Source organism: Micromonospora luteifusca (genome assembly GCF_016907275.1).
In the GTDB taxonomy this organism is placed as follows: Bacteria; Actinomycetota; Actinomycetes; order Mycobacteriales; family Micromonosporaceae; genus Micromonospora; species Micromonospora luteifusca.
This window is the reverse complement of record NZ_JAFBBP010000001.1, coordinates 5,584,141-5,607,334: the sequence shown is the minus strand read 5'-3', so window position 1 is coordinate 5,607,334 and position 23,194 is coordinate 5,584,141. Positions and strand designations below refer to the sequence as shown.

Sequence of the window (23,194 nt, the reverse complement as noted above, 5' to 3'; positions counted from 1 at the left end):
TCCTCGTCCGGACGGCAGCCCCGCCCGGGTAACCGTCGCCCCGGCGACCGGGACGACTCAGCCGACCGCCACCGCCGCCGCCACCCCGGCCGCGATCCGTTCCAGATCGGCGTCGTCGGTGACGTACGGCGGCATCGTGTAGATCAGGTCCCGGAACGGGCGCAGCCACACCCCCCGGTCGACCGCGGCAACGGTGGCCGCACCGAGGTCGACCTCGTGATCGAGCTGGACCACCCCGATCGCGCCGAGCACCCGCACGTCGGCCACCCCCGGCATGGCGCGCAGGGGCTCCAGGCCGGCGCGTAGGCCGGCGCCGACCCTGGCCACCTGGGCCGACCAGTCCCTGGCCCGCAACAGCCCGATGGAGGCGTTGGCCACCGCGCAGGCCAACGGGTTGCCCATGAACGTGGGCCCGTGCGCCAGCACACCGGTGGCGGAGATGCCCCGGGCGACCTCCGGGGTGCAGAGCGTCGCCGCGAGCGTCAGGTAGCCCCCGGTGAGGGCCTTGCCCACACACAGCACATCCGGCGTCACTGCGGCGTGCTCGGCGGCGAACATCGCACCGGTACGGCCGAACCCGGTGGCGATCTCGTCGAAGATCAGCAGCACCCCGTGCGCGCGGGTCACCTCGCGCAGCACCCGCAGGTAACCCGGGTGGTGGAAACGCATTCCGCCAGCGCCCTGGACGACGGGCTCGACGATCACCGCGGCCAGCTCGTCGGCGTACCGCTCGACGGTGTCCACCAACGCCGCCACGTACGCGTCGTCGGGCGGGTCGGTGAAGCCACCCGGTGGGACCGGGGCGAACACCTGCCGGGGCAGCACGTCGCCCCAGAGGTGGTGCATCCCACCCTCCGGGTCGCAGACGCTCATCGGGTGGAACGTGTCGCCGTGGTAGCCGCCCCGCCAGGTCGCCAACCGCCGCCGCTGCGGCCGACCGACGGCCCGCTGGTACTGCAGGCACATCTTCACCGCCACCTCGACGCTGACCGACCCCGAGTCGGCCAGGAACACGTGCTCCAGACCATCCGGGGTCAGCTCGACCAGGGTCCGGGCGAGCTGCACGGCGGGCTCGTGGGTGAGCCCACCGAACATCACGTGGCTCATCCGTCCGAGCTGGTCGGTCACCGCCGCGTCCAGCACCGGGTGTCGGTACCCGTGGATCGCCGCCCACCAGGACGACATCCCGTCCACCAACTCCCGCCCGTCGGCCAGCCGCAACCGCACCCCCTCGGCGCTCTGCACCACGTACGGCGGGTTCGTCGGCGGCAACGCCGCGTACGGATGCCAGACGTGGGCCCGGTCGGCGGCCAGGATCTCCTCGGGTGTCACACGCGTTCCTTCCAGGCGTCGACTGGCCGGCCGGTGCGTCCGGCTCGCCGGCCGGTCACCGGCCGACGACCGGATCCGGTGCCACCGCTGTGGCCGTCGCACGGGCGGCGGCGCGCACCAGGGCCGGACCCCGGTAGATGAAACCGGTGTAGAGCTGCACCAGGGCGGCGCCGGCATCGAACATCCGCGCCGCGTCGTCCGGGTCGAGCACTCCGCCGACGCCGATGATCGGTAGCTGGCCGCCGGTCTCCCGGTGTACGAAGTCGACCACCTCCCGAGCCCGCCCGGTCAGCGGTCGACCGGAGAGACCACCGGCCTGGGCGCCGCGCTCGGCGTCCACCGTGGCCAGCCCGGTACGGGCCAGCGTGGTGTTGGTGGCGATCACCCCGGCGGCACCCCGGGCCAGGCAGACCTCCAGCAGTTCGGCGATCGCCGCCTCGGTCAGATCTGGCGCGATCTTGACCAGCACCGGCTTCTCCCCCACCAGTGCGCCGAGCAGCGCGTCCAGGTGGGAGCGGTCCTGCAACGAGCGCAGCCCCGGAGTGTTCGGTGAGGACACGTTCACCGCGAAGTAGTCGCCGTGCCCGCGAAGCGCCCGGTACGAGGCGAGGTAGTCCTCGACCGCCTCGTCGAGCGGGGTCACCTTGGACTTGCCGAGCGAGATGCCCAGCGGCACCCCGAGCGGGCGCGGCAGCGCCGCCAGCCGGGCGGCCAGCGCGGCGGCCCCGGCGTTGTTGAAGCCCATCCGGTTGACCACGGCCTCGCTGGCCGGCAGGCGGAACAGCCGCGGCCGGGGGTTGCCCGGCTGGGCGTGCGCGGTGACCGTGCCGACCTCGACGAAACCGAAGCCGAGCGCGGGCCACGCCGGCAGCGCCGCGCCGTCCTTGTCCATGCCCGCGGCCAGCCCGACCGGGTTGGGGAACCGCACACCGAACACCGTGCGCGGGGCGCTGACCGCGTACCGGGCCCGCAGCGCGGCGAGGGCCACCGGGCGCCGCGACAGAGCGGTCAACCGCCGCAGCGTCCACTCGTGGGCCGCCTCGGCGTCCCCGCCGCCGAGCCGAAACAACCAAGGCCGAACAACCCGCTCGAACATCAACCCCACCGTCCCTCTCCCACCGCGACCCGCAACTCCACCCCGTCCCCGGCCCTCGTCCGGCCCCCGCCGTCGATCATGACGTTGTTGCCCCGACACGCCGTCTCCGCGGGCAACAACGTCATGATCAACGAGGAGGGTGGGTGGTCAGTGGGCGGCCCGAAGGATGGCGTGCAGGTCCTGCAGGGGGCGTACCTGCATGTCGCCGCGGATCCGCGCCTCGATGCCCATCACGGCCGCGGCGGCGCCGGGGACGGTGGTGATGCAGGGGATGTCCGCGGTGACCGCCGCGCTGCGGATCTCGTAGCCGTCGGAGCGGGCGCTGGCACCCGAACCCTGCGGCGTGTTGATCACCAGCGCCACGTGGCCGCCACCGATCAGCGACACCGCGTCGTCCCCCTCACCAGCCTGGTAGTGCTTGCGGATCTGCTCGCAGGCGATGCCGTGCCGGCGCAACACCTCGGCCGTGCCGGTGGTCGCCACGATCTCGAAGCCCAGATCGGCCAGCCGCTTGATCGGGAAGATCATGCCGCGCTTGTCGCGGTTGGCCACCGAAACGAAGATCTTTCCGGCGGTCGGCAGCGAGCCGTACGCGGCCGACTGGCTCTTGGCGAAGGCGTGACCGAAGTTGGTGTCGATCCCCATCACCTCACCGGTCGACTTCATCTCCGGCCCGAGCAGCGAGTCGATCCCCTTGCCGGCGCGGGTCCGGAAACGCTTGAACGGCAGCACCGCCTCCTTGACCGCGACCGGCGCGTCGGCGGGCATCGTGCCCCCGTCCCCCGTCGCCGGCAACAGGCCCTCGGCGCGCAGCTCGGCGATGCGCGCACCGAGCGCGATCCGGGCCGCCGCCTTGGCCAGCGGCACCGCCGTCGCCTTCGAGACGAACGGGACGGTCCGCGACGCCCGCGGGTTGGCCTCCAGGACGTAGAGCACGTCGTCCTTGAGCGCGTACTGCACGTTGAGCAGGCCACGGACACCGACACCGCGGGCGATGGCCTCGGTGTAGCGGCGGACCTCGGCCAGGTGCGAGCCCGCGAGGGTGATCGGCGGCAGCGCGCAGGACGAGTCGCCGGAGTGGATGCCGGCCTCCTCGATGTGCTCCATCACCCCGCCGATGTAGACCTCACCGTCGGCGTCGCAGAGAGCGTCCACGTCGATCTCGATGGCGTCGTCGAGGAACCGGTCCACCAGCACCGGATGATCCGGGGAGATGTCGGTGGCCCGACCGATGTAGTCACGCAGCGTCGGATCGTCGTAGACGATCTCCATGCCCCGCCCACCCAGCACGTACGACGGTCGCACCAGCACCGGGTAGCCGATCTCGTCGGCGATCGTCTTGGCCTCGTCGTACGAGGTGGCCATGCCGTGCGCCGGCGCACGCAGCCCGGCCCGAGCCAGCACCGCGCCGAACGCGCCCCGCTCCTCGGCCAGGTGGATCGACTCCGGGGAGGTGCCGACCACCGGCACACCGGCGTTCTTGAGCCGCTGCGCCAACCCCAGCGGGGTCTGCCCACCGAGCTGCACGATCACCCCGACCACACCCGGCCCGCCGGCCGCCCGGCCGGACGAGTCCTCGGCGTGCCAGACCTCCAGGACGTCCTCGAAGGTCAACGGCTCGAAGTAGAGCCGGTCGGCGGTGTCGTAGTCGGTGGAGACCGTCTCCGGGTTGCAGTTGACCATGACCGTCTCGTAACCGGTGCCCGCGGCACCGGAACCAGACGCAGCGGCCCTGCCGATCGGCGCGCTTCGCAGCGCCTGTACCGCGTGCACACAGGAGTAGTCGAACTCGATGCCCTGCCCGATCCGGTTCGGGCCGGAGCCCAGGATCAGCACCTTCGGCCGGTCCGACGGCACGACCTCGGTCTCCAGGTCGTAGGTCGAGTAGTGGTACGGCGTCGTCGCCTCGAACTCGGCCGCGCAGGTGTCCACGGTCTTGTAGACCGGGCGCACCCCGAGGCGGTGCCGCAGGGTGCGAACACCGTCCTCGCCAGCCAACTCCGGACGCAGCGCGGCGAGCTGCCGGTCGGACAGGCCGGCCCGCTTGGCGCGGCTCAGCAGCTCGGCGTCGAGCACCGGCGCGTCCACGATCTCGGTACGCAGCTCGATCAGCGCGGCGATCTGGTCCAGGAACCACGGGTCGATCCCGCCGGAGGCCTCGGCGACCTCGGCGATCGACGCGCCGAGGCGCAGCGCCCGCTCGACGGTGTAGAGCCGGCCGTCGTGCGGGATCCGCAGCGCGGCGAGGGTGTCGGCGAGGGTCACGCCGGCCGGGTCGGGCAGGGTCCAGAAGCCGGCTTCCTTGGTCTCCATCGAGCGCATCGCCTTGTTCAGCGCCTCGGTGAAGTTGCGCCCGAGGCTCATCGCCTCACCCACCGACTTCATCGTGGTGGTCAGCTCCGGGTCCGCGCCGGGGAACTTCTCGAACGCGAACCGGGGGATCTTCACCACCACGTAGTCCAGGCTCGGCTCGAAGGCCGCCGGGGTCTTCAACGTGATGTCGTTGGGGATCTCGTCGAGGGTGTAGCCGATGGCCAGCTTCGCGGCGATCTTCGCGATCGGGAACCCGGTGGCCTTGGAGGCCAGCGCCGAGGAACGCGACACCCGGGGGTTCATCTCGATGACGACGATCCGGCCGTCGGCCGGGTTGACCGCGAACTGGATGTTGCAGCCGCCGGTGTCCACCCCGACCTCGCGCAGCACGGCGATGCCCAGGTCACGCAGGCGCTGGTACTCCCGGTCGGTGAGCGTCATGGCCGGGGCCACGGTGACGCTGTCGCCGGTGTGCACACCCATCGGGTCGATGTTCTCGATCGAACAGACCACCACCACGTTGTCGTGCCGGTCGCGCATCAGCTCAAGCTCGTACTCCTTCCAGCCGAGCACGCTCTCCTCGATGAGCACCTCGTGCACCGGGCTGGCGGACAGGCCGTCACCGGCGATGCGGGCGAGGTCCTCCGGGGTGTGCGCCATGCCGGAGCCCAGGCCACCCATGGTGAACGACGGCCGGATCACCACCGGCAGGCCCAGCTCGGCGACGGTCGCCTCGACCTCGTCCATCGAGTGGCAGACCCGGGAGCGGGGCACCAGCGCGGTCGGGTCGTCGACACCCAGCCGGACACCGGCCTTCGCCACGATCTCCTTGAACAGCTGGCGGTCCTCACCCCGGTTGATCGCGTCGATGTTCGCGCCGATCAACTCCACGCCGTACTTCTCCAGGACACCAGCGGAGTGCAGGGCGACCGCGGTGTTCAGCGCGGTCTGCCCGCCGAGGGTCGCCAGGATCGCGTCCGGGCGCTCCTTGGCGATGACCAGCTCGACGAACTCCGGGGTGATCGGCTCGACGTAGGTCGCGTCGGCGAACTCCGGGTCGGTCATGATCGTCGCCGGGTTGGAGTTGACCAGGCTGACCCGGATGCCCTCACTACGCAGCACCCGGCACGCCTGGGTGCCGGAGTAGTCGAACTCGCAGGCCTGCCCGATGACGATCGGCCCGGAGCCGATCACCAGGATGTGCTTGAGATCGGTCCGCTTAGGCATTGCTGCGCCCCTTGCTGTGGGTCCGGCCCTCGCTGCGCTGCCGGTCGAGGGCGCCAGTGCCCTCGATCAGCTCGGCGAACCGGTCGAAAAGATAGTCCGCATCGTGCGGGCCGGCTGCCGCCTCCGGGTGGTACTGCACGGTGAAAGCGGGCACGTCCACGGCCCGCAGCCCCTCGACCACGTTGTCATTGAGGCACACGTGCGACACCCGCACGCCGCCGAAGTCGGTGTCGATCACCTGGTCGGGGACCACCGCGCCGCCACCCGCACCGGGCACCTGGACCGCGAAGCCGTGGTTGTGACTGGTCACCTCCACCTTGCCGGTGGCCCGGTCGAGCACCGGCTGGTTGATCCCCCGGTGGCCGTAGCCCAGCTTGTAGGTGCCGAAGCCGAGCGCCCGGCCGAGGATCTGGCTGCCGAAGCAGATGCCGAACAGCGGCACCTCCCGCCGCAGCGCCTCCCGGGCCAGCGCCACCGGAGCGTCGGCGGTGCCCGGGTCACCGGGCCCGGGCGACAGGAAGATCGCGTCGGCGCCGGTGGCGAGCAACTGCTCGATGCTCGACGAGGCCGGCAGCACGTGGGTGGTCACCCCGCGGGTGGCGAGCCGGCGCGGAACGTTGCGCTTGATGCCCAGGTCCAGTGCCGCCACGGTGAAGCGGTGCTCGCCGAGGGCCTCGACGACGTACGGCTCGGCGGTGGTCACCTCGGCGGACAGGTCCGCGCCCACCATCTGCGGTGCCTGGCGGACCCGGGCCAACAGGCTCTGCGGGTCGTTGTCGATGCTGGAGATGCCCACCCGCATGGCGCCCCGCTCGCGCAGGTGCCGGGTCAGCGCCCGGGTGTCCACCCCGCTGATGCCCACCACACCCTCGGTGGCGAGACGGTCCTCCAGACCGCCGGTGGCCCGCCAGTTCGAGCCGATCCGGGCCGGGTCGCGCACGACATAGCCGGCCACCCAGATCCGGCTGGACTCGTCGTCCTCACCGTTGACGCCGGTGTTGCCGATGTGCGGCGCGGTCTGCACCACCACCTGCCGGTGGTAGGACGGGTCGGTCAGGGTCTCCTGGTAGCCCGTCATACCGGTGTTGAAGACCGCCTCGCCGAAGGTCTCGCCGACACTGCCGTACGCCTCACCGGGGAACGTGCGCCCGTCCTCGAGCACGAGGATCGCGGGTCTGCGCTTGGCCATTACCGGGCCCGCCTTTCGTTCGCGACTGCGGGACTCCGCCTCGCTGCATTCCTCGCGCTCACTTGACAGCCTTTCCGTCCAGGACCGTCGGCTCGCCACGCAGGAAGGTCGCCACGATGCGACCCGGCAGCGTCATGCGGGCGTACGGGGTGTTGCGACTGCGACTGGCCAACTCCGCCGGCTCGATGGTGCGGCGGGCGGCCGGGTCGATCAGGGTCAGGTTGGCCGGCACACCGGGCGCCGGGTCGACGCCGTGTCCGGTCAGGCCGGCGATCCGGGCCGGGGTGCGCGACATCCGCTCGGCGATCAGATCCCACTGCGGGCCGAGCACGTCCAGCGCGATGGAGAGGGCCGTCTCCAGGCCGAGCATCCCCGGCCGGGCGTACGCCCACTCGCACTCCTTGTCCTCCACGGCGTGCGGGGCGTGGTCGGTGGCGATCACGTCGAGGACACCATCGGCGAGCGCGGCACGCAGCGCGGCGATGTCGGCGGCCGTACGCAGCGGCGGGTTGACCTTGAAGACCGGGTCGTAGGTCTCCGCACGCTCGTCGGTGAGCAGCAGGTGGTGCGGGGTGACCTCGGCGGTGACCCGTACGCCGCGCGCCTTCGCCTGCCGCAGCACCTCGACGCTGCCGGCGGTGGAGACGTGGCAGACGTGCAGTCGGCTGCCCACGTGCTCGGCGAGCAGCACGTCCCGGGCGATGATCGCCTCCTCGGCGACCGCCGGCCAGCCGATCAGCCCGAGCCGGGTGGAGACCTCGCCCTCGTGCATCTGGGCGCCCTCGGTGAGCCGGGGCTCCTCGGCGTGCTGAGCGATGATCCCGTCGAACGCCTTCACGTACTCCAGGGCCCGACGCATCAGCTTCGGGTCGGCGACGCAGTGCCCGTCGTCGGAGAAGATCCGCACCCGGGCCGCGGAGTCGGCCATCGCGCCCAGCTCGGCCAGACGCTCGCCGGCCAGCCCGACGGTGACCGCGCCGATCGGTTGCACGTCGACCAGGCCGGCCTCACGGCCGAGCCGCCAGACCTGCTCGACCACACCGGCGGTGTCCGCGACCGGGGAGGTGTTGGCCATCGCGCAGACCGCCGTGTAGCCGCCCAGCGCCGCCGCCCGGGAACCGGACTCGACGGTCTCGGCGTCCTCCCGACCGGGCTCACGCAGGTGGGTGTGCAGGTCGACGAGGCCGGGCAGGGCGACCAGCCCGGTGCCGTCGACGACTGCCGCGTCCGGCGCGGACAGGCCGGGGCCGACCTCGGCGACCAGTCCGTCGCGGATCAGCAGGTCGGTCGGCGGGCCGCCGACGACACTCACGCTGGTGATCAGGTACGCGGTCACCGGTTGTTCCCTCCGAGCAGCAGGTACAGGACGGCCATCCGCACGGAGACCCCGTTGGTGACCTGTTCGACGATGGTGGAGCGGGGTGAGTCGGCGACCTCGGGCGTGATCTCCATCCCCCGGTTCATCGGGCCGGGGTGCATGACGATCGCGTGCTCGGGCAGCCGGCGCATCCGCGGGCCGTCCAGCCCGTAGCGGCGGGCGTACTCGCGGGCGGAGGGGAAGTAGGAGTCGTTCATCCGTTCCCGCTGCACCCGCAGCATCATCACCACGTCGACGTTGGGCAGCACGGAGTCGAGGTCGTAGGAGACGTCGGTGGCCGGCGCCAACGCGCCCGCGATGTCCACCGGGATGAGGGTCGGGGGGCCGACCAGGGTGACCTTGGCGCCGAGGGTGGAGAGCAGCAGCACGTTGGAGCGGGCGACGCGGGAGTGCAGCACGTCCCCGACCACCGCGACCGACAGGCCGGCGAGGCGACCCAGCCGGGCCCGCATGGTGTACGCGTCCAACAGCGCCTGGGTGGGGTGCTCGTGGGTGCCGTCGCCGGCGTTGACGACCGAGCCGTCGACCCAGTTGGCCAGCCGGTGCGGCGCGCCCGAGGCGGGGTGCCGTACGACGACCGCGTCGGCGCCCATGGCCTGCAGGGTCAGCGCGGTGTCCTTGAGGCTCTCGCCCTTGGTGACGCTGGAACCCTTCGCGGAAAAGTTGATCACGTCGGCGCTGAGCCGTTTCGCCGCCGCCTCGAAGGAGATCCGGGTGCGGGTGGAGTCCTCGTAGAAGAGGTTCACCACGGTCCGGCCGCGCAGCGCGGGCAGCTTCTTGATCTCCCGGCCGGCGACGGTGGCCATCTCGGCGGCGGTGTCCAGGATCTCGGTGGCGGTGTCGGCGTCGAGGTCCGCGCCGGAGAGCAGATGCTTGATCATGAAGGGCTACCCCCGTACAGCTTGACCTCGTCGACGCCGTCGGTCTCGGCGAGCGTCACCTTCACGCTCTCGGCGAGCGAGGTCGGAATGTTCTTGCCGACGTAGTCGGCGCGGATCGGCAGCTCCCGGTGGCCGCGGTCGACCAGGACGGCGAGCTGCACGGACGCCGGGCGGCCCACATCGTTGAGCGCGTCGAGCGCGGCCCGGACGGTGCGGCCGGAGAAGAGCACGTCGTCGACGAGGATGACCCGCTTGCCGTCGATCCCGCCGGGCGGCAGCTCGGTCGGACCCACGGCGCGAGTGCCCTGCCGACGCAGGTCGTCGCGGTACAGCGTGATGTCGAGCACACCGACTCCGACGGCGACGTCCTCGAAGGTGCTGATCCGGGCAGCGAGCCGCCGGGCGAGAGGGGTTCCCCGGGTGGGAATCCCAAGAAGCACCGTGTCAGCGGCGCCCTGGGTCTTCTCCAGGATCTGGTGAGCGATGCGGTCGACCACGCGTTGCACGTCGGCGCTGGCGAGGATCACCTTCACCGAGGGTTGTCGCGGTGGTGACGAGCGGGCAGCCGGTGGGTATGCCACGGCGGACCTCCTTCCCCGCCTCACGGGACGGGTCGTTAAAGGATGTCGGGCACCTCCGGCCGGACCGCACAGCGGACCTGACCGGGGCTTCACGCCACGTTACCAGTGGTCACCGTGCCGATGGACGGCGGCCACTGACCACCGGATCAGCCCCAGGAAAAGGGGAAAACTTGCCGGACGCTCCCCAACGGTCGGGTCACGACCACTTGACCAGTTGTCGCATTCCCCGTACCGTCACGCTCCGTAGCGATCGACGGGAGAACCCCGAGCAGCACTGGGAGTGTCCGAATGCCCTCTGAATACGCCAAGTCTCTGGGCGCCCGCCTGCGCTCCATCCGCCAGCAGCAGGGTCTTTCCCTGCAGGGTGTGGAGGAGAAGTCGAACGGGCGGTGGAAGGCCGTGGTGGTCGGCTCGTACGAGCGCGGCGACCGGGCCGTGACGGTGTCCCGTCTGGCCGAGTTGGCCGAGTTCTACCGTGTCCCCGTCTCGGAACTGCTGCCCGACGGCAGTGGAGTCCGTCACGAGCCCACCAGCAAGATCGTCCTGGACCTGGAGCGGCTCTACGACGAGGCCTCCGAGGACCTGGCCTACGTCGCCCGCTACGCCCGCGCCATCCAGCAGCAGCGCGGCGACTACAACGGCCGGGTGCTCTCGATCCGCGCCGACGACCTGCGGGCGCTCGCCATCGTCTACGACGCCTCGCCGTCGGGCCTGATCGAGCGGCTCACCGAGCACGGTGTGCTGGTGGCCGACCCCCGGGCGTTCTTCGCCTCCTGAGTTGTCGCTCGACCGAAAGGGCCCGTGCCATCCGGCACGGGCCCTTTTCGTTCGTGGCGCTGGCACTGCGTGGTGCTGTGCTGGCGCGCGCTGACTCAGCGGGTGGCGTACTCCGCGATCCGGCCGAGCACCCCGTTGAGGAAGCGCGGCGAATCGTCGGTCGACATCTGCCGGGCCAACTCCACGGCCTCGCTGATCGCCACCGCGTCGTCGATCTCGTCGACGTAGAGCAGCTCGTAGACGGCGATCCGGGCCAGATTCCGGTCGACGACCGGCATCCGCTCCAACGTCCAACCCTCGGCGTAGCTGGCGATCAGCTCGTCGATCCGGTTGAGGTGCTCGGCAACACCCTCGACCAGCCCCACCGCGTAGCCCAGGTGCTCCGGTCGGGGCTGCTCGATCCGCTGCACGTAGCCGGCCAGCACCTCCACCGGAGGCTTGTCCCGTAGGTCGGCCTCGTAGAGGACATCCAGCGCCCGCTTGCGCGCCTTGCGGCGCGCCGGCATCTGCTGCTTGGCACCCTCAGCCATCAGGCGCGGCCGAGGTAACGGCCGTCGCGGGTGTCGACCTTGATCTTCTCGCCGGTGGTGATGAACAGCGGCACCGGCACGGTGGCACCGGTCTCCACGGTCGCCGGCTTGGTGCCGCCGGTCGAGCGGTCGCCCTGCAGGCCCGGCTCGGTGTAGGTGACCTCCAGCACGACGCTGGTGGGCAGCTCGATGTAGAGCGGCACACCCTCGTGCTGGGCGACGGTCGCCTCCGCCTCGGGCAGCAGGTAGTTGGCTGCCTCGCCGACAGTGCCACCGGGCACGGTGATCTGGTCGAAGGTCTCCAGATCCATGAAGACGAAGTCCTCGCCGTCGGCGTACAGGTACTGCATCGTGCGCTTGTCCACGGTCGCGGTTTCGACCTTGGTGCCCGCGTTGAAGGTCTTGTCGACCACCTTCCCGGACAGCACGTTCTTCAGCGTGGTGCGCACGAAGGCACCACCCTTACCGGGCTTGACGTGCTGGAACTCGACGACGGCCCAGAGCTCGCCGTCAAGGTTGAGAACCAGGCCGTTTTTGAGGTCGTTGGTGGAGGCCATTTCCTGCCTTGATCATCAATTGGCGGACAGACCTGGCAAGTCTACAAGCTGCGTCGAATCGGACGGCCCCCGCTCGGGGCGACCCCTCAGCGGGCGGCCAGGTGGTGCAGCGCGAGGCGATAGCCGTCGATGCCGAGACCACAGATCACCCCGGTCGCCACCGCCGACACCACCGAATGGTGCCGGAACTCCTCGCGGGCGTGGATGTTGGAGAGGTGCACCTCCACCAGCGGACCCCGCAGCATGGCGCAGGCGTCCCGCACGGCGTACGAGTAGTGCGACCAGGCCGCCGGGTTGAGCACCACCGCGGCACCCTCGTCAGCGGCAGTGTGCAGCCAGCCCAGCAGTTCGTGCTCGGCATCGGTCTGCCGGACCGTCACGTCCAACCCCAACTGCGCACCCGTGGACTCGCAGAGCGCGACCAGGTCGGCATAGGTGGTCGCGCCGTACACGTCGGGCTCGCGGGTGCCCAACCGGCCCAGGTTCGGCCCGTTCAACACGTACACCCTCATGGGGCACAGACCTCCTGGTAGGCGGCCTCCAGCAGCGCGTCGTCCGGGCCCTCCAGCATCGCTGGCCGGGCCAGCCCGTCGAGCACCACGAAGCGAAGCTGACTGCCGCGGGCCTTCTTGTCCACGCGCATCGCGGCCAGCAGTCGCGGCCAGGCCTCAGCCGGGTAGCTCACCGGCAGGCCGAGCGCGGTCAGGGTGGCCCGGTGCCGGTCGGCGGTCGAGTCGTCCAGCCGGCCGGCGAGCCGGGCCAGCGCGGCCGCGTAGACCAGGCCGACGGCGACGGCATGGCCGTGTCGCCAGCGGTAGCCCTCGTTCTGCTCGATCGCGTGGGCGAGGGTGTGACCGTAGTTGAGCACCTCCCGTACGCCCGACTCGCGCAGGTCACCGGTGACCACGTCGGCCTTGACCCGGATCGCCCGTTCGATCAGCTCCCGCGTCGCCGGCCCGCGCACGTCGGTGGCCGCCACCGGGTCACGCTCGACGAGGTCCAGGATCGCCGGGTCGGCGATGAACCCGCACTTGACCACCTCGGCGAGCCCGGCCGCCAGGTCGACCGCGGGCAGGCTGTCCAGGGTCGCCAGATCGGCCAGCACACCGACCGGTGGGTGGAACGCGCCCACCAGGTTCTTGCCGGCAGCCGTGTTGATGCCCGTCTTGCCGCCCACGGCGGCATCCACCATGCCCAGCAGCGAGGTTGCCACCGGCACCCAGCGCACCCCCCGCAGCCAAGAGGCCGCGACGAAGCCGGCCAGGTCGGTCACCGCGCCGCCGCCCACCCCGACCACCGCGTCGGAGCGGGTGAACCCGACCGCTCCGAGGCGATCCCAACAGGCGGCGGCCACGTCGATCTGCTTGCCCGACTCGGCGTCGGGCACCTCGATCGGCAGCGGTTCGACGCCGGCGGCGCGCAGTCGCTCGCCCACCGCGTCCGCGAGGGCCTTGAGCGGGGGCGCGTGCAGCACCGCCGCCCGGCTCGCACCGGGCAGCAGGCCGGGCAGCGCGCCCAGCAGGTCACGGCCAACCAACACGTCGTACGGCCGCTCGCCGCCGACCGGAATCCGGGTCACGTCGTCCATCGCCGGCAGCCTAGTCCAGCGGGCGGCGCGGTGACGGGGTCTGCCCACCTGCTGGCCGGGCGGCCCACTCCGCCAGCAGGCGCGCGTGCTCGGCCACGGCGACACGCAGCGCGTCCGGGTGCCGCACGGTGAACGCGCAGCCCAGCCCCGCGAGCAGCGCGGCCATCCCGGGCAGGCTCTCCGCCCGGGCCCGCAGCACCACTCCGGCGGTGGTGGCGGTCAACTCGGCCACGCTGGGCGGAACGCGGCGCTGGGCGGCGACCAGATCGGTCTCCAACAGCACCTCGACCTCGTGCGTGTAGGGCACGCCGGCCAGCGACCGGGCCACCCGGGCCACCGGGTCGAAGCCGTCCGGCACGGTGAACGTCGCCGATCCGGGCGTCACGGTGCCGATCCGGTCGAGCCGGAAGGTGCGGACCTCCCCGCGCCGGTGGTCGTGGCCGATGACGTACCAGCGGCCGGAGTGGAACACCAGCCCGTACGGGTCGAGCTCACGGTTCGACTGCTTTCCTCGCCAGGAGCGGTAGTCCAGCGCCACCCGCTGCCGGTGTCGGGCGGCCGCGGCCAGGGTGAGCAGCGTGCCGGAGGCCGGTCCCCGCTCCGGCTCCCGGCGGCGCAGGGTGAAGCCGAGGTGCTCCTGCACGGCGGTCAGCCGGTCGGCGAGCGCCACCGGCAACACCCGGCGGATCTTGGCCAGCGCGGTGGCGGTGGCCGGCAGCTCGGTGGCCAGCCCGACCCGTTCGGCGACGACCAGGCCCAGCAGCACGGCCACCGCCTCGTCGTCGGTGAGCATCAGCGGCGGCAGCTTGTACCCGTGGTGCAGCCGATAGCCACCGTAGCGGCCCCGGTCGGCGATGACGGGGATGCCCAGCTCGACCAGGGTGGCCGCGTACCGGCGCACGGTCCGCTCGTCCACGCCGAGCCGCGCCGCGAGCTCGACGGCCGTCGACCGGTGCCGGGTCTGCAGCAGTTCGAGCAGGGCCAGCACCCGGCCGGCGGGATGAGACACGGACCACTCCTCGAAACCGGGCGGATTCTGTCCGGTTTCGATCGTACGGTCATCCGGTAACCGAGAGAAGGAGCGACAGATGGCGACGTTCGTGCTGGTTCCAGGGTTCTGGTTGGGCGCCTGGGCGTGGCGGGAGGTGACCACGGCGCTGCGCGCGCAGGGGCACGAGGTGTACCCGATGACGCTGACCGGGGTGGCCGAGCGCGACCACCTCGCCGGGCCGGAGGTCGGCCTGGACACGCACACCGCCGACATCGTCCGGCTGATCGAGGTCGAGGCCCTGCACGACGTGCTGCTGGTGGGTCACTCCGGCGGCGGAATGCCGGCCGCCCAGGCGGCGGACCGCATTCCGGACCGGATCGCCCGGGTGATCTATGTGGAGAGTGGGCCGTTGCCGGACGGCGTCGCGCAGTTCGACACGGTGCCACCGGAGGAGCAGCAGCGGCTTCGCGCCGCGATCGGCACCGGGCACCTGCTGCCGCCGCCGGCCTGGGACCCGGCCGCCGACCCGACCAACCTGGCCGGTCTGGACGAGCCGACGCTGGCCCTGCTGCGTGCCCGGGCCACCCCGCACCCGCTGGGGGCGGCCACCGACCCGGTGCGGCGCACGGGCGGACGCCCGGTGCCGACCGCGCTGGTCGCCAGCACCTTCCCGCTGACGGTGGTGCGGCAGATGATCGGCGAGGAGCACCCGTTCTTCACCGGGTTGGCCGGTGGCCAACTGTTCGAGCTGCCCACCGGGCACTGGCCGATGCTCAGCGAGCCGAAAGCCCTGGCCGACGTGCTCGACGCCGCCGCCCGAGGCTGAGGGGCCCCTGGGCCGGCCGCCGACGACCGTCCACGACGACGTCGGTTACCGGCACGACCCCCGGCCGGGCCGGTAGCTCACCGGCCCGGCCGGGGTCAACGGGGCAGCAGAGCGGCGATCTCGACGACGACCTCGGCCGGGGCCCGGCCGTCGGTGACCACCGTCTCGGTGGCCACCTCGGCGTAGAGCGGCCGACGCTGGTCCATCAGGTGCTTCAGGGTGGCCCGCGGATTGATCGCCAGCAGCGGTCGACCGGCGCCGAGCCCGACGCGTTTCACCGCGTCGGGCAGCTCGACCGAGAGGTGCACCACCCGGTGACCGATCAGGGCCGCCCGGGTCTCCTCGGCCAGCACCGCGCCGCCACCGAGGGCGAGCACGCCCGTGCCGGCAGCCAGCGCCGCGGCCACCGCGGCCCGCTCCAAGGTACGGAAGTGCTCCTCACCCTCGTCAATGAAGATCTCCGGGATCGGCTTGCCGGCCATCTGCTCGATGTCGAGGTCGGTGTCGCGGAACTCCACCCCGAGGGTGGCGGCGAGTGCCCGCCCGACGGTGGTCTTGCCGCAGCCGGGCACGCCGACCAGCACGACGACAGGTGCCATCAGCGGATGACCAGGGCATCGAGGTAACCGGCGAGGTTGCGGCGGATCTCGGGGATCGAGTCACCGCCGAACTTCTCGGTGGCCGCCTCGGCGAGCACCAGCGCCACCATCGCCTCGGCGACCACCGCCGCGGCGGGCACCGCACAGACGTCGGACCGCTGGTTGATCGCGGTGGCCGGCTCACCGGTGGCGACATCCACGGTGGCCAGCGCCCGGTTCAGCGAGGAGATCGGCTTCATCGCGGCGCGAACCCGCAGCGGCTCGCCGGTGGTGATGCCACCCTCCAGCCCGCCGGCCCGGTCGGTGACCCGACGGACGCCGGTGGCCGAGGCGATGATCTCGTCGTGCGCCTCCGAGCCGCGGGACCGGGCCTGCTGCCAGCCGTCGCCGATCTCCACGCCCTTGATCGCCTGGATGGACATCAGCGCGGTGGCCAGTCGGGCGTCGAGTTTGCGGTCCCACTGCACGTGGCTGCCCAGCCCCGGCGGCACCCCGTAGGCCAGCACCTCGACGACGCCGCCGAGGGTGTCGGCGGCCTTCTTCGCGGCATCGACCTCGGCGACCATCAGGGCGCTGGCCTCCGGGTCGAGGCAGCGCAGCGGGTCGGCGTCGATCCGGGCGGCGTCGGCCGGGGTGGGCCGCAGCCCGGGCTTCGCGGCCACCGGACCCAACTCGATGACGTGCGAGACGATCTCGATGCCGAGCGCCTGCCGGATCAGCGCCTTGGCGACCGTGCCGACGGCAACCCGGGCGGCGGTCTCCCGTGCGCTGGCGCGTTCGAGGATCGGCCGGGCGTCGGTGTGACCGTACTTCTGCATGCCGGCCAGGTCGGCGTGGCCCGGTCGGGGACGCGTCAGCGGGGCGTTGCGGGCCTGTCGGGCCAGCTCGTCGGGGTCGACCGGGTCGGCGGCCATCACCGTCTGCCACTTCGGCCACTCGGAGTTGCCGACCCGGATCGCCACCGGGCTGCCCAGGGTGACACCGTGCCGCAGGCCGCCGAGCACCTCGACCTCGTCCCGCTCGAACGACATCCGGGCACCACGGCCGTAGCCCAGCCGCCGGCGGGCCAGCTCGTCGGCGATCTCGGTGGTGGTCACCTCGATACCGGCCGGCACCCCCTCCAACATCGCGACGAGGGCGGGACCGTGCGATTCACCTGCAGTCAACCAGCGCAACACAGCGATCAGTCTGTCACGGCCGGCCACCGCCCGGACACGCTGCCCGCCGCGTCCCGCCCGGTGGACGCCGCCGGCTCGACGGGAAGCCACGGTTCGGGTCGGTGCGCCGGGCAGCCCGGTCGGCAGTGACCCCGTCGACCCAGCTCAGAGGTCTCCCCGCAAGCACACCTCCGTCAGCACGCCGGCCAACTCCCGGTACTCACTGCCCGTACGCGGACAGACGAACCGGCCCTCGCCCTTGGCGGCCAGCGGCTCGCCCGCACGACCCACCCAGCCCACCCTGCGGGCCGGGACGCCAACCACGAGTGCGAAGTCGGGCACGTCCTTGGTGACGACGGCGCCCGCGGCGACCAACGCCCAACGCCCAACCGTCACGGGCGCCACACAGACGGCCCGAGCTCCGATCGCCGCGCCCTCCCCCACGGTGACCCCGACCGCTGTCCAGTCGTCACCGCTCTTGAGCCGGCCCTCCGGCGTCACCGCCCGCGGGTACTCGTCGTTGGTGAGCACTGCCGCGGGCCCCACGAAGACACCGTCGCCCAGCACGGCGGGCTCGTAGACGAGACCGTAGTTCTGGACCTTCACGTTGTCGCCGAGGCGTACGCCCGGTCCGACATAGGCGCCCCGGCCGATCACGCAGTCACGCCCGAGGCGGGCGTCCTCCCGCACCTGGGCGAGATGCCAGATCTTCGTGCCGGGCTGGATCGTCGCGCGTCCGTCGACATCGGCGCCGGGTGCGACGAACACGTCGTTGCGGTGTGGCTCCACAGAATCGGTCATCTCGTTCCTCGTCGCGGGTTCGGTGCCCATCACTGTAGGAACCAGCGCGGACTGCCGGCTGCCGTTGAGGCGGCCGGTGTCACGCACCCGTCGGCTGGAATTGACGCGACCGACAGCCGGTACGCCTGGGCCGAAGGTACGGGTTCCCCAGCGGCGGCCCGCCGAAATCCGACACAGCGCTGTCCACGCCGATCGCCGGCCGGTAGCTTCCCGGGGCGGGCCAGGTCAACGGGCGCCAATCCTGGTCCGACACCGCGCTGTGTCGGACGTCGGCTCTTGGTCGCCCACCACGAACCGCCGTAGACGAAACGGATCACCGTGACTTCTTCACCTGCCGTGTCCGACAAACCCATCGGGATCGCCGTCATCGGCGCCGGCTACTGGGGCCCCAACCTGGTTCGCAACTTCCAGGGATCCACCGCGTTCCGCCTTCGCTGGCTGTGCGACCTCGACGTCGAACGGGCCCGTCGTGTGCTCGGGGACTACTCGACCGTGCAGGTCACCGACGACCTCGACACCGTACTGGCCGACGACGCGGTGCAGGCCGTCGCGATCGCCACCCCGGCCGGCACCCACCTGCCGGTGGCGTTGGCCGCGCTGCGCGCCGGCAAGCACGTGCTGGTGGAGAAGCCGCTCGCCGCCACCTACGACGAGGGCCGCCAACTCGTCGAGGAAGCCGACCGGCGCGGGCTCACGCTCATGTGCGACCACACCTACTGCTACACCCCGGCGGTTCTTCGCATCCGCGAGCTGCTGCATGCCGGCGAGCTGGGCGAGCTGCACTACCTCGACTCGGTTCGCATCAATCTCGGCCTGGTCCAGCGGGACATCGACGTGATCTGGGACCTGGCGCCGCACGATCTGTCCATCCTGGACTTCGTGCTGCCACCGGACGTGGTGCCGGTGGCCGTCGCCGCCCACGGTGTCGACGGCATCGGCGCCGGCCGCAGTTGCGTCGCCTACCTCACGCTCCAGCTCAACACCGGCGCGATCGCGCACATCCACGTCAACTGGCTCTCCCCGGTCAAGATCCGCACCGCCATCATCGGCGGGTCCAAGCGCACCCTGGTCTGGGACGACCTCAACCCCAGCCAACGGCTGGCGATCTTCGATCGGGGCGTCGACGTGGCGACGCCCGACGAACTCGGCGCCGAAGAACGCCACGACATGCTCGTGTCCTACCGCTCGGGCGACATGGTGGCGCCGGCACTGACCGAGCGCGAAGCGTTGCGAACCATGGTCGAGGAGTACGCGCGCGCCATCCGCACCGGGTCGCCCGCGCTCACCGACGGCCGATCCGGCCTCCGGGTTCTGCAGATCCTGCAGGCAGCCTCGCACAGTCTCACCAAAGGCGGCGTGATGGTCGATCTGGAAGGAGAGTCCGAACGATGAGTGCTGCGGTTTCGGTCAAGAATGCGCGTGCCCTGGTGACAGGCGGAGCCGGCACGATCGGCTCGCACGTGGTCGACCTGCTCGTGGAGGGCGGTGCCAGCGAGGTCGTCGTCCTCGACAACCTCGTGCGCGGTCGGCGCGAGAACCTGAAGTGGGCGCTGCGGGACGATCGGGTACGCGTGGTGGAGGGCGACATCCGCGATGTCGACCTCGTCCGCGACGTCACCCGGGGCAAGGACCTCGTCTTCCACCTCGCCGCCATCCGGATCACGCAGTGCGCCGAGGAGCCCCGGCTGGCCAACGAGGTGCTCGTCGACGGCACGTTCAACGTGCTGGAGGCAGCCGCCGCCGAGGGCGTCCGCAAGGTGATCGCCTCGTCGTCGGCGTCGGTCTACGGCCTGGCCGAGGAGTTCCCCACCAGCGAACGGCACCACCCGTACCACAACGACACGTTCTACGGGGCCGCCAAGGCGTTCAACGAGGGCATGCTGCGCAGCTTCCACGGGATGTACGGGCTGGACTACGTGGCCCTGCGGTACTTCAACGTGTACGGCCAGCGGATGGACGTCCACGGGCTGTACACCGAGGTGCTGATCCGCTGGATGGAACGCATCGACGCGGGCCTCCCCCCGCTGATCCTCGGCGACGGCACCCAGACGATGGACTTCGTGGACGTGGTCGACATCGCCCGGGCCAACATCCTGGCCGCCGAGTCGGCGCACACCGACGAGGTGTTCAACATCGCCAGTGGGGTCGAGACCAGCCTGGAAGAGCTCGCCCGCACGCTGCTGTCGGTGATGAAGAGCGACCTGTCCCCGGAGTACGGCCCGGCGCGGAAGGTCAACGGGGTCACCCGGCGACTCGCCGACACCTCCGCCGCCGCGCGGGCACTCGGCTTCCGGGCGGAGATCGGTCTTCGGGAGGGCCTCCAGGGGCTGGTCGAGTGGTGGCGCGCAGAGCAGCCCGCCCACGGCGGGTCCCAGGAGGCGCGGTGACCATCGAGGCGGCACGCCGCATCCCGGTGATGCTCCCCGCGCTCGGCGAGGAGGAGGCACTGGCCGCGGCGGACGCCGTCCGCTCGGGGTGGGTCGCCCAGGGCCCTCGGGTCGCGGCGTTCGAGGCCGCGTTCGCCGCCAGTGTCGGTGCGGCCCACGGCGTCGCCGTCAGCTCCTGCACCACGGCGCTGCACCTCGCGCTCGTCGCGGTCGGGGTGGCGCCCGGTGACGAGGTGATCGTCCCGTCGCTGTCGTTCATCGCCACCGCCAACGCGGTCCGCTACGTCGGGGCGCGGCCCGTCTTCGCCGATGTGGACGTCGCCACCGGCAACGTCACGGTGGCGACGCTCGACGCGGTGCGCACCCCGCGCACCAGGGCGGTCATCGTCGTGCACCAGGGCGGTGTGCCGGCCGAGGTGTCCGCGCTGCGGACCGCCGCCGACCGCTGGGGCGTTTCGCTGATCGAAGACGCGGCGTGCGCGGCCGGCTCGATGGTGAACGGTGGTCCGGTCGGTGCCGGGGCGCTGCTCGCGGCGTGGTCGTTTCACCCGCGAAAGCTCCTCACCACCGGCGAAGGCGGGATGATCACCACCGACGACGCGGACTGGGCGGTGCGGCTGCGCCGGCTGCGCGAGCACGGGATGAACGTGTCGGCCGCGGACCGGCACGCGAGCGCCCAACCGATCCTCGAGGCGTACCTGGAGACGGGCTACAACTACCGGATGACCGACATCCAGGCCGCCATCGGCCTGGTCCAACTCGGCAAGCTCCGGGACATCGTGGCGCAGCGTCGCCGCCTCGCCGCGCGGTACCACGAGTTGCTGGCCGACGTGCCCGGCGCGCTCGCGGTCCGCGACCCGGCGCACGGCCGCACCAACTTCCAGACGTTCTGGGTGCTGCTCACCGACGAGTTCGGCGTCGGGCGCGACGAGACCCTCGCCGCGCTCGCCGCCGCCGGGGTGTCCGCCCGGCGCGGCATCATGGCGTCGCACCTGGAGCCGGCGTACGCGGACGTCAACCCGGCCCCGCTGCCGGTGACCGAGCGGATCACGCGTGACTCGCTGGTCCTGCCCCTGCACCATGCGCTCACCGAGGACGACCAGGACCACATCGTCGGCACACTTCGTGGCCTGGCCCGCCGATGACCAACGATCTCGTGATCGTCGGCGCCGGAGGAATGGCTCGGGAGACGGCGGCCACCGTTGCGGCGATCAACGCGGCAGCGCCGACCTGGCGGCTACGGGGCTTTCTCGACGACGACCCCGCCCTGCACGGCGTGACCCATGCCGGGTTGCCGGTGCTGGGCCCGCTGGACGCGATCGCCGACCTGCCCGATGCCGCCGTGGTGGTCTGCGTCGCCACCGCACGCGACCCGGGCGTCCGCGAGCAGGTGGTGCGGCGGCTGGGCCTGCCGGCGGGACGCTACGCGACAGTCGTCCACCCGTCGGCCGAGGTGCCCGCCGGCTGCACGGTCGGGCCGGGCTCGGTGCTGCTGGCCCAGGTCGTCCTGACCGCCGACGTCACGCTGGGCGCGCACGTGGCCATCATGCCGCAGACCGTGCTCACCCACGACGACATCGTCTCCGACCACGTCACGATCGCCTCGGGCGTGCGGATCTCCGGTTCCGTGCGGGTCGGGCGCGGCGCCTACCTCGGAGCAGGCGCGCTGATCCGCGAATCGCTCACCGTCGGCGCGAAGTCGATCATCGGCATGGGTGCGGTCGTGCTCAACGACGTACCCCCCGACGAGGTGTGGGCCGGCAATCCGGCCCGATTCCTCCGTCCCGTCCGTCAGCCAACTCTGCAGGGAGTGCTCCCACGATGACCGCGATTCCGTTGGTGGACCTGCAGGCCGCGCACGCCGAGGTGGCGGAGGAGGTCGCGGTCGGCTTCAAGCGGGTCCTGGCGGACACCGCCTTCATCGGCGGCCCCGAGGTGGCCGCCTTCGAACGCGAGTACGCGGCGTTCGCCGGGGTGGACCACTGCGTGGGGGTCGCCAACGGCACCGACGCGCTCGAACTGGCGCTACGCGCCGTCGGCGTCGGAGGAGGCGCCGAGGTGATCCTGCCGACGAACACCTTCATCGCCACCGCCGAGGCCGTCGCCCGAGCCGGCGCGCGACCGGTGCTTGTCGACTGCGATCCCGACTCATACCTGATCGACGTCGACGCGGCGCTGGCCGCGATCACACCGGCCACCCGGGCGATCATTCCGGTACACCTCTATGGCCAACTGGCCCCGGTGGAGCGCCTACGGGGCGGCCTGGCCGGGCGCGACATCGCCATCGTCGAGGACGCCGCGCAGTGCCAGGGCGCCACCCGGCACGGACGCGGCGCCGGCGTCGACGGCATCGCCGCGACGAGCTTCTACCCCGGCAAGAACCTGGGGGCGTACGGCGACGCGGGCGCCGTGGTGACCGCCGACGCCGGCCTCGCCACCATGGTCCGCACCCTCGGCAGCCACGGCGGCCTGCAGAAGTACGTGCACGACGTCATCGGTGTGAACAGCCGACTGGACGGCCTCCAGGCGGTCGTGCTCCGCGCCAAGCTGGCCCGGCTCCCCAACTGGAACGCGCTGCGCCGGGCCGCCGCCGCCCGGTACGACGCGCTACTGGAGTCGGTCGACGTGATCCGCCCGGTGACCCTGCCGGGCAACGAGCACGTCTGGCACATCTACTGTCTCCGGGTCCCCGGCGACGGCACCCCGGCCCGGCGGGACCGCGTGCTGGCGCGGCTCAACGCGAGCGGCGTCGGGGCGGGGATCCACTACCCCGTGCCGGTGCACCGGACGAAGGCCTTCGCCGGCCTCGGCTACCCGCAGGGGGCCTTTCCGCACGCGGAGCGGATCGCGACCGAGCTGCTCTCGCTGCCGATCTACCCGCAGATCACCGTCGACCAGCAGCGGACCGTCGTCGCCGCGCTGACCGCCGCGCTGGCCGGCTGACCGGCTCTGCTCGCCCAGGTCGCAGGCGACCCGGGCGGCGG

General features: G+C 71.9%; 23 protein-coding genes. 7 read left to right on the top strand and 16 right to left on the bottom strand.

Annotation, left to right across the window (positions count from 1 at the left end; genetic code table 11):
* Positions 1-57: 57 nt before the first annotated feature.
* From JOD64_RS25605 to pyrR, 8 genes are read right to left on the bottom strand one after another with little or no spacing between them, the layout of a single operon-like run.
* On the bottom strand, positions 58-1,332 hold the full coding sequence (locus JOD64_RS25605) for an adenosylmethionine--8-amino-7-oxononanoate transaminase (protein WP_204944574.1): 1,275 nt from the start codon (positions 1,330-1,332) through the stop codon (positions 58-60).
* 55 nt (positions 1,333-1,387) lie between these two features.
* The gene (locus tag JOD64_RS25600; protein WP_204946249.1) at positions 1,388-2,431 is read right to left on the bottom strand and encodes a quinone-dependent dihydroorotate dehydrogenase; all 1,044 of its coding nucleotides are present in this window, start codon (positions 2,429-2,431) and stop codon (positions 1,388-1,390) included.
* The gene (locus JOD64_RS33580) at positions 2,428-2,553 is read right to left on the bottom strand and encodes a hypothetical protein (RefSeq protein WP_275581595.1); all 126 of its coding nucleotides are present in this window, start codon (positions 2,551-2,553) and stop codon (positions 2,428-2,430) included. Before JOD64_RS33580 ends, JOD64_RS25600 begins: the two co-directional genes overlap by 4 nt.
* A gap of 22 nt (positions 2,554-2,575) precedes the next feature.
* The gene (gene carB / locus JOD64_RS25595) at positions 2,576-5,968 is read right to left on the bottom strand and encodes a carbamoyl-phosphate synthase large subunit (RefSeq protein WP_204944573.1); all 3,393 of its coding nucleotides are present in this window, start codon (positions 5,966-5,968) and stop codon (positions 2,576-2,578) included.
* Positions 5,961-7,157, bottom strand: a complete 1,197-nt coding sequence (carA, locus tag JOD64_RS25590) for a glutamine-hydrolyzing carbamoyl-phosphate synthase small subunit (protein ID WP_204944572.1) — start codon at positions 7,155-7,157, stop codon at positions 5,961-5,963. The genes carB and carA overlap by 8 nt, the downstream gene beginning before the upstream one ends.
* Positions 7,158-7,215: 58 nt before the next feature.
* Positions 7,216-8,493 (bottom strand): dihydroorotase, encoded by a 1,278-nt coding sequence (locus JOD64_RS25585; protein ID WP_204944571.1) that lies wholly within the window; start codon positions 8,491-8,493, stop codon positions 7,216-7,218.
* Entirely contained in the window at positions 8,490-9,416 is a 927-nt protein-coding gene (locus JOD64_RS25580) for an aspartate carbamoyltransferase catalytic subunit (protein WP_204944570.1), read from the bottom strand. Before JOD64_RS25580 ends, JOD64_RS25585 begins: the two co-directional genes overlap by 4 nt.
* Entirely contained in the window at positions 9,413-9,997 is a 585-nt protein-coding gene (gene pyrR / locus JOD64_RS25575; protein ID WP_184184662.1) for a bifunctional pyr operon transcriptional regulator/uracil phosphoribosyltransferase PyrR, read from the bottom strand. The genes JOD64_RS25580 and pyrR overlap by 4 nt, the downstream gene beginning before the upstream one ends.
* 288 nt (positions 9,998-10,285) lie before the next feature.
* On the opposite strand from pyrR, the gene bldD reads away from it, so the two are divergent.
* Positions 10,286-10,774 carry a transcriptional regulator BldD gene (gene bldD / locus JOD64_RS25570; protein ID WP_007458348.1) on the top strand — a complete coding sequence of 163 codons (489 nt, stop codon included), beginning with the start codon at positions 10,286-10,288 and terminating at the stop codon, positions 10,772-10,774.
* 95 nt (positions 10,775-10,869) lie between these two features.
* Here the strand turns inward: bldD and nusB are convergent, their stop codons facing one another.
* From nusB to JOD64_RS25545, 5 genes are all read right to left on the bottom strand, one after another.
* Positions 10,870-11,280: a transcription antitermination factor NusB gene (nusB, locus tag JOD64_RS25565; RefSeq protein WP_184188983.1), complete on the bottom strand. Its 411-nt coding sequence runs from the start codon at positions 11,278-11,280 to the stop codon at positions 10,870-10,872.
* Positions 11,281-11,303: 23 nt separating this feature from the next.
* Complete coding sequence (gene efp, locus JOD64_RS25560; protein ID WP_007458344.1) at positions 11,304-11,861, bottom strand: elongation factor P; 558 nt, start codon at positions 11,859-11,861, stop codon at positions 11,304-11,306.
* An 86-nt stretch (positions 11,862-11,947) separates the two neighbouring features.
* Entirely contained in the window at positions 11,948-12,373 is a 426-nt protein-coding gene (aroQ, locus tag JOD64_RS25555) for a type II 3-dehydroquinate dehydratase (protein WP_204944569.1), read from the bottom strand.
* On the bottom strand, positions 12,370-13,449 hold the full coding sequence (gene aroB / locus JOD64_RS25550) for a 3-dehydroquinate synthase (protein ID WP_204944568.1): 1,080 nt from the start codon (positions 13,447-13,449) through the stop codon (positions 12,370-12,372). Before aroB ends, aroQ begins: the two co-directional genes overlap by 4 nt.
* Positions 13,450-13,459: 10 nt before the next feature.
* On the bottom strand, positions 13,460-14,458 hold the full coding sequence (locus JOD64_RS25545) for a helix-turn-helix transcriptional regulator (RefSeq protein WP_204944567.1): 999 nt from the start codon (positions 14,456-14,458) through the stop codon (positions 13,460-13,462).
* A gap of 79 nt (positions 14,459-14,537) precedes the next feature.
* Here JOD64_RS25545 and JOD64_RS25540 point away from each other — a divergent pair, with 79 nt between their 5' ends.
* Complete coding sequence (locus JOD64_RS25540; protein ID WP_204944566.1) at positions 14,538-15,266, top strand: alpha/beta fold hydrolase; 729 nt, start codon at positions 14,538-14,540, stop codon at positions 15,264-15,266.
* Positions 15,267-15,361: 95 nt separating this feature from the next.
* Here JOD64_RS25540 and JOD64_RS25535 read toward each other — a convergent pair whose 3' ends face one another.
* The 3 genes from JOD64_RS25535 to JOD64_RS25525 form a co-directional block, all read right to left on the bottom strand.
* The gene (locus JOD64_RS25535) at positions 15,362-15,865 is read right to left on the bottom strand and encodes a shikimate kinase (protein WP_204944565.1); all 504 of its coding nucleotides are present in this window, start codon (positions 15,863-15,865) and stop codon (positions 15,362-15,364) included.
* A complete protein-coding gene (gene aroC, locus JOD64_RS25530; protein ID WP_204944564.1) occupies positions 15,865-17,043 on the bottom strand; it encodes a chorismate synthase in 1,179 nt (392 codons plus the stop codon). The genes JOD64_RS25535 and aroC overlap by 1 nt, the downstream gene beginning before the upstream one ends.
* Before the next feature lie 144 nt (positions 17,044-17,187).
* Entirely contained in the window at positions 17,188-17,823 is a 636-nt protein-coding gene (locus JOD64_RS25525) for an acyltransferase (protein ID WP_204944563.1), read from the bottom strand.
* A gap of 318 nt (positions 17,824-18,141) precedes the next feature.
* Here JOD64_RS25525 and JOD64_RS25520 point away from each other — a divergent pair, with 318 nt between their 5' ends.
* The 5 genes from JOD64_RS25520 to JOD64_RS25500 are packed head-to-tail and all read left to right on the top strand — an operon-like array spanning position 18,142 to position 23,153.
* Entirely contained in the window at positions 18,142-19,215 is a 1,074-nt protein-coding gene (locus JOD64_RS25520; RefSeq protein ID WP_307813647.1) for a Gfo/Idh/MocA family protein, read from the top strand.
* Positions 19,212-20,210, top strand: coding sequence for an NAD-dependent epimerase/dehydratase family protein (locus JOD64_RS25515; protein WP_204944562.1), 999 nt, complete (start codon positions 19,212-19,214; stop codon positions 20,208-20,210). Before JOD64_RS25520 ends, JOD64_RS25515 begins: the two co-directional genes overlap by 4 nt.
* Positions 20,207-21,355, top strand: a complete 1,149-nt coding sequence (locus tag JOD64_RS25510) for a DegT/DnrJ/EryC1/StrS family aminotransferase (protein WP_307813645.1) — start codon at positions 20,207-20,209, stop codon at positions 21,353-21,355. The genes JOD64_RS25515 and JOD64_RS25510 overlap by 4 nt, the downstream gene beginning before the upstream one ends.
* Positions 21,352-22,035 carry an acetyltransferase gene (locus tag JOD64_RS25505; RefSeq protein WP_204944561.1) on the top strand — a complete coding sequence of 228 codons (684 nt, stop codon included), beginning with the start codon at positions 21,352-21,354 and terminating at the stop codon, positions 22,033-22,035. The genes JOD64_RS25510 and JOD64_RS25505 overlap by 4 nt, the downstream gene beginning before the upstream one ends.
* The gene (locus tag JOD64_RS25500) at positions 22,032-23,153 is read left to right on the top strand and encodes a DegT/DnrJ/EryC1/StrS family aminotransferase (RefSeq protein ID WP_204944560.1); all 1,122 of its coding nucleotides are present in this window, start codon (positions 22,032-22,034) and stop codon (positions 23,151-23,153) included. The genes JOD64_RS25505 and JOD64_RS25500 overlap by 4 nt, the downstream gene beginning before the upstream one ends.
* The last annotated feature ends 41 nt before the right edge of the window (positions 23,154-23,194 follow it).

Excerpts from the sequence above, each read along its gene's own strand:
- carA (WP_204944572.1), bottom strand. The coding sequence starts at position 7,157 with ATGGCCAAGCGCAGACCCGCGATCCTCGTGCTCGAGGACGGGCGCACG.
- JOD64_RS25580 (WP_204944570.1), bottom strand. The coding sequence starts at position 9,416 with ATGATCAAGCATCTGCTCTCCGGCGCGGACCTCGACGCCGACACCGCC.
- aroQ (WP_204944569.1), bottom strand. The coding sequence starts at position 12,373 with ATGAGGGTGTACGTGTTGAACGGGCCGAACCTGGGCCGGTTGGGCACC.
- JOD64_RS33580 (WP_275581595.1), bottom strand. The coding sequence starts at position 2,553 with ATGACGTTGTTGCCCGCGGAGACGGCGTGTCGGGGCAACAACGTCATG.
- JOD64_RS25535 (WP_204944565.1), bottom strand. The coding sequence starts at position 15,865 with ATGGCACCTGTCGTCGTGCTGGTCGGCGTGCCCGGCTGCGGCAAGACC.
- aroB (WP_204944568.1), bottom strand. The coding sequence starts at position 13,449 with ATGGACGACGTGACCCGGATTCCGGTCGGCGGCGAGCGGCCGTACGAC.
- JOD64_RS25525 (WP_204944563.1), bottom strand. The coding sequence starts at position 17,823 with ATGACCGATTCTGTGGAGCCACACCGCAACGACGTGTTCGTCGCACCC.
- JOD64_RS25500 (WP_204944560.1), top strand. The coding sequence starts at position 22,032 with ATGACCGCGATTCCGTTGGTGGACCTGCAGGCCGCGCACGCCGAGGTG.
- bldD (WP_007458348.1), top strand. The coding sequence starts at position 10,286 with ATGCCCTCTGAATACGCCAAGTCTCTGGGCGCCCGCCTGCGCTCCATC.
- nusB (WP_184188983.1), bottom strand. The coding sequence starts at position 11,280 with ATGCCGGCGCGCCGCAAGGCGCGCAAGCGGGCGCTGGATGTCCTCTAC.
- JOD64_RS25540 (WP_204944566.1), top strand. The coding sequence starts at position 14,538 with ATGGCGACGTTCGTGCTGGTTCCAGGGTTCTGGTTGGGCGCCTGGGCG.
- JOD64_RS25515 (WP_204944562.1), top strand. The coding sequence starts at position 19,212 with ATGAGTGCTGCGGTTTCGGTCAAGAATGCGCGTGCCCTGGTGACAGGC.
- carB (WP_204944573.1), bottom strand. The coding sequence starts at position 5,968 with ATGCCTAAGCGGACCGATCTCAAGCACATCCTGGTGATCGGCTCCGGG.
- efp (WP_007458344.1), bottom strand. The coding sequence starts at position 11,861 with ATGGCCTCCACCAACGACCTCAAAAACGGCCTGGTTCTCAACCTTGAC.
- JOD64_RS25505 (WP_204944561.1), top strand. The coding sequence starts at position 21,352 with ATGACCAACGATCTCGTGATCGTCGGCGCCGGAGGAATGGCTCGGGAG.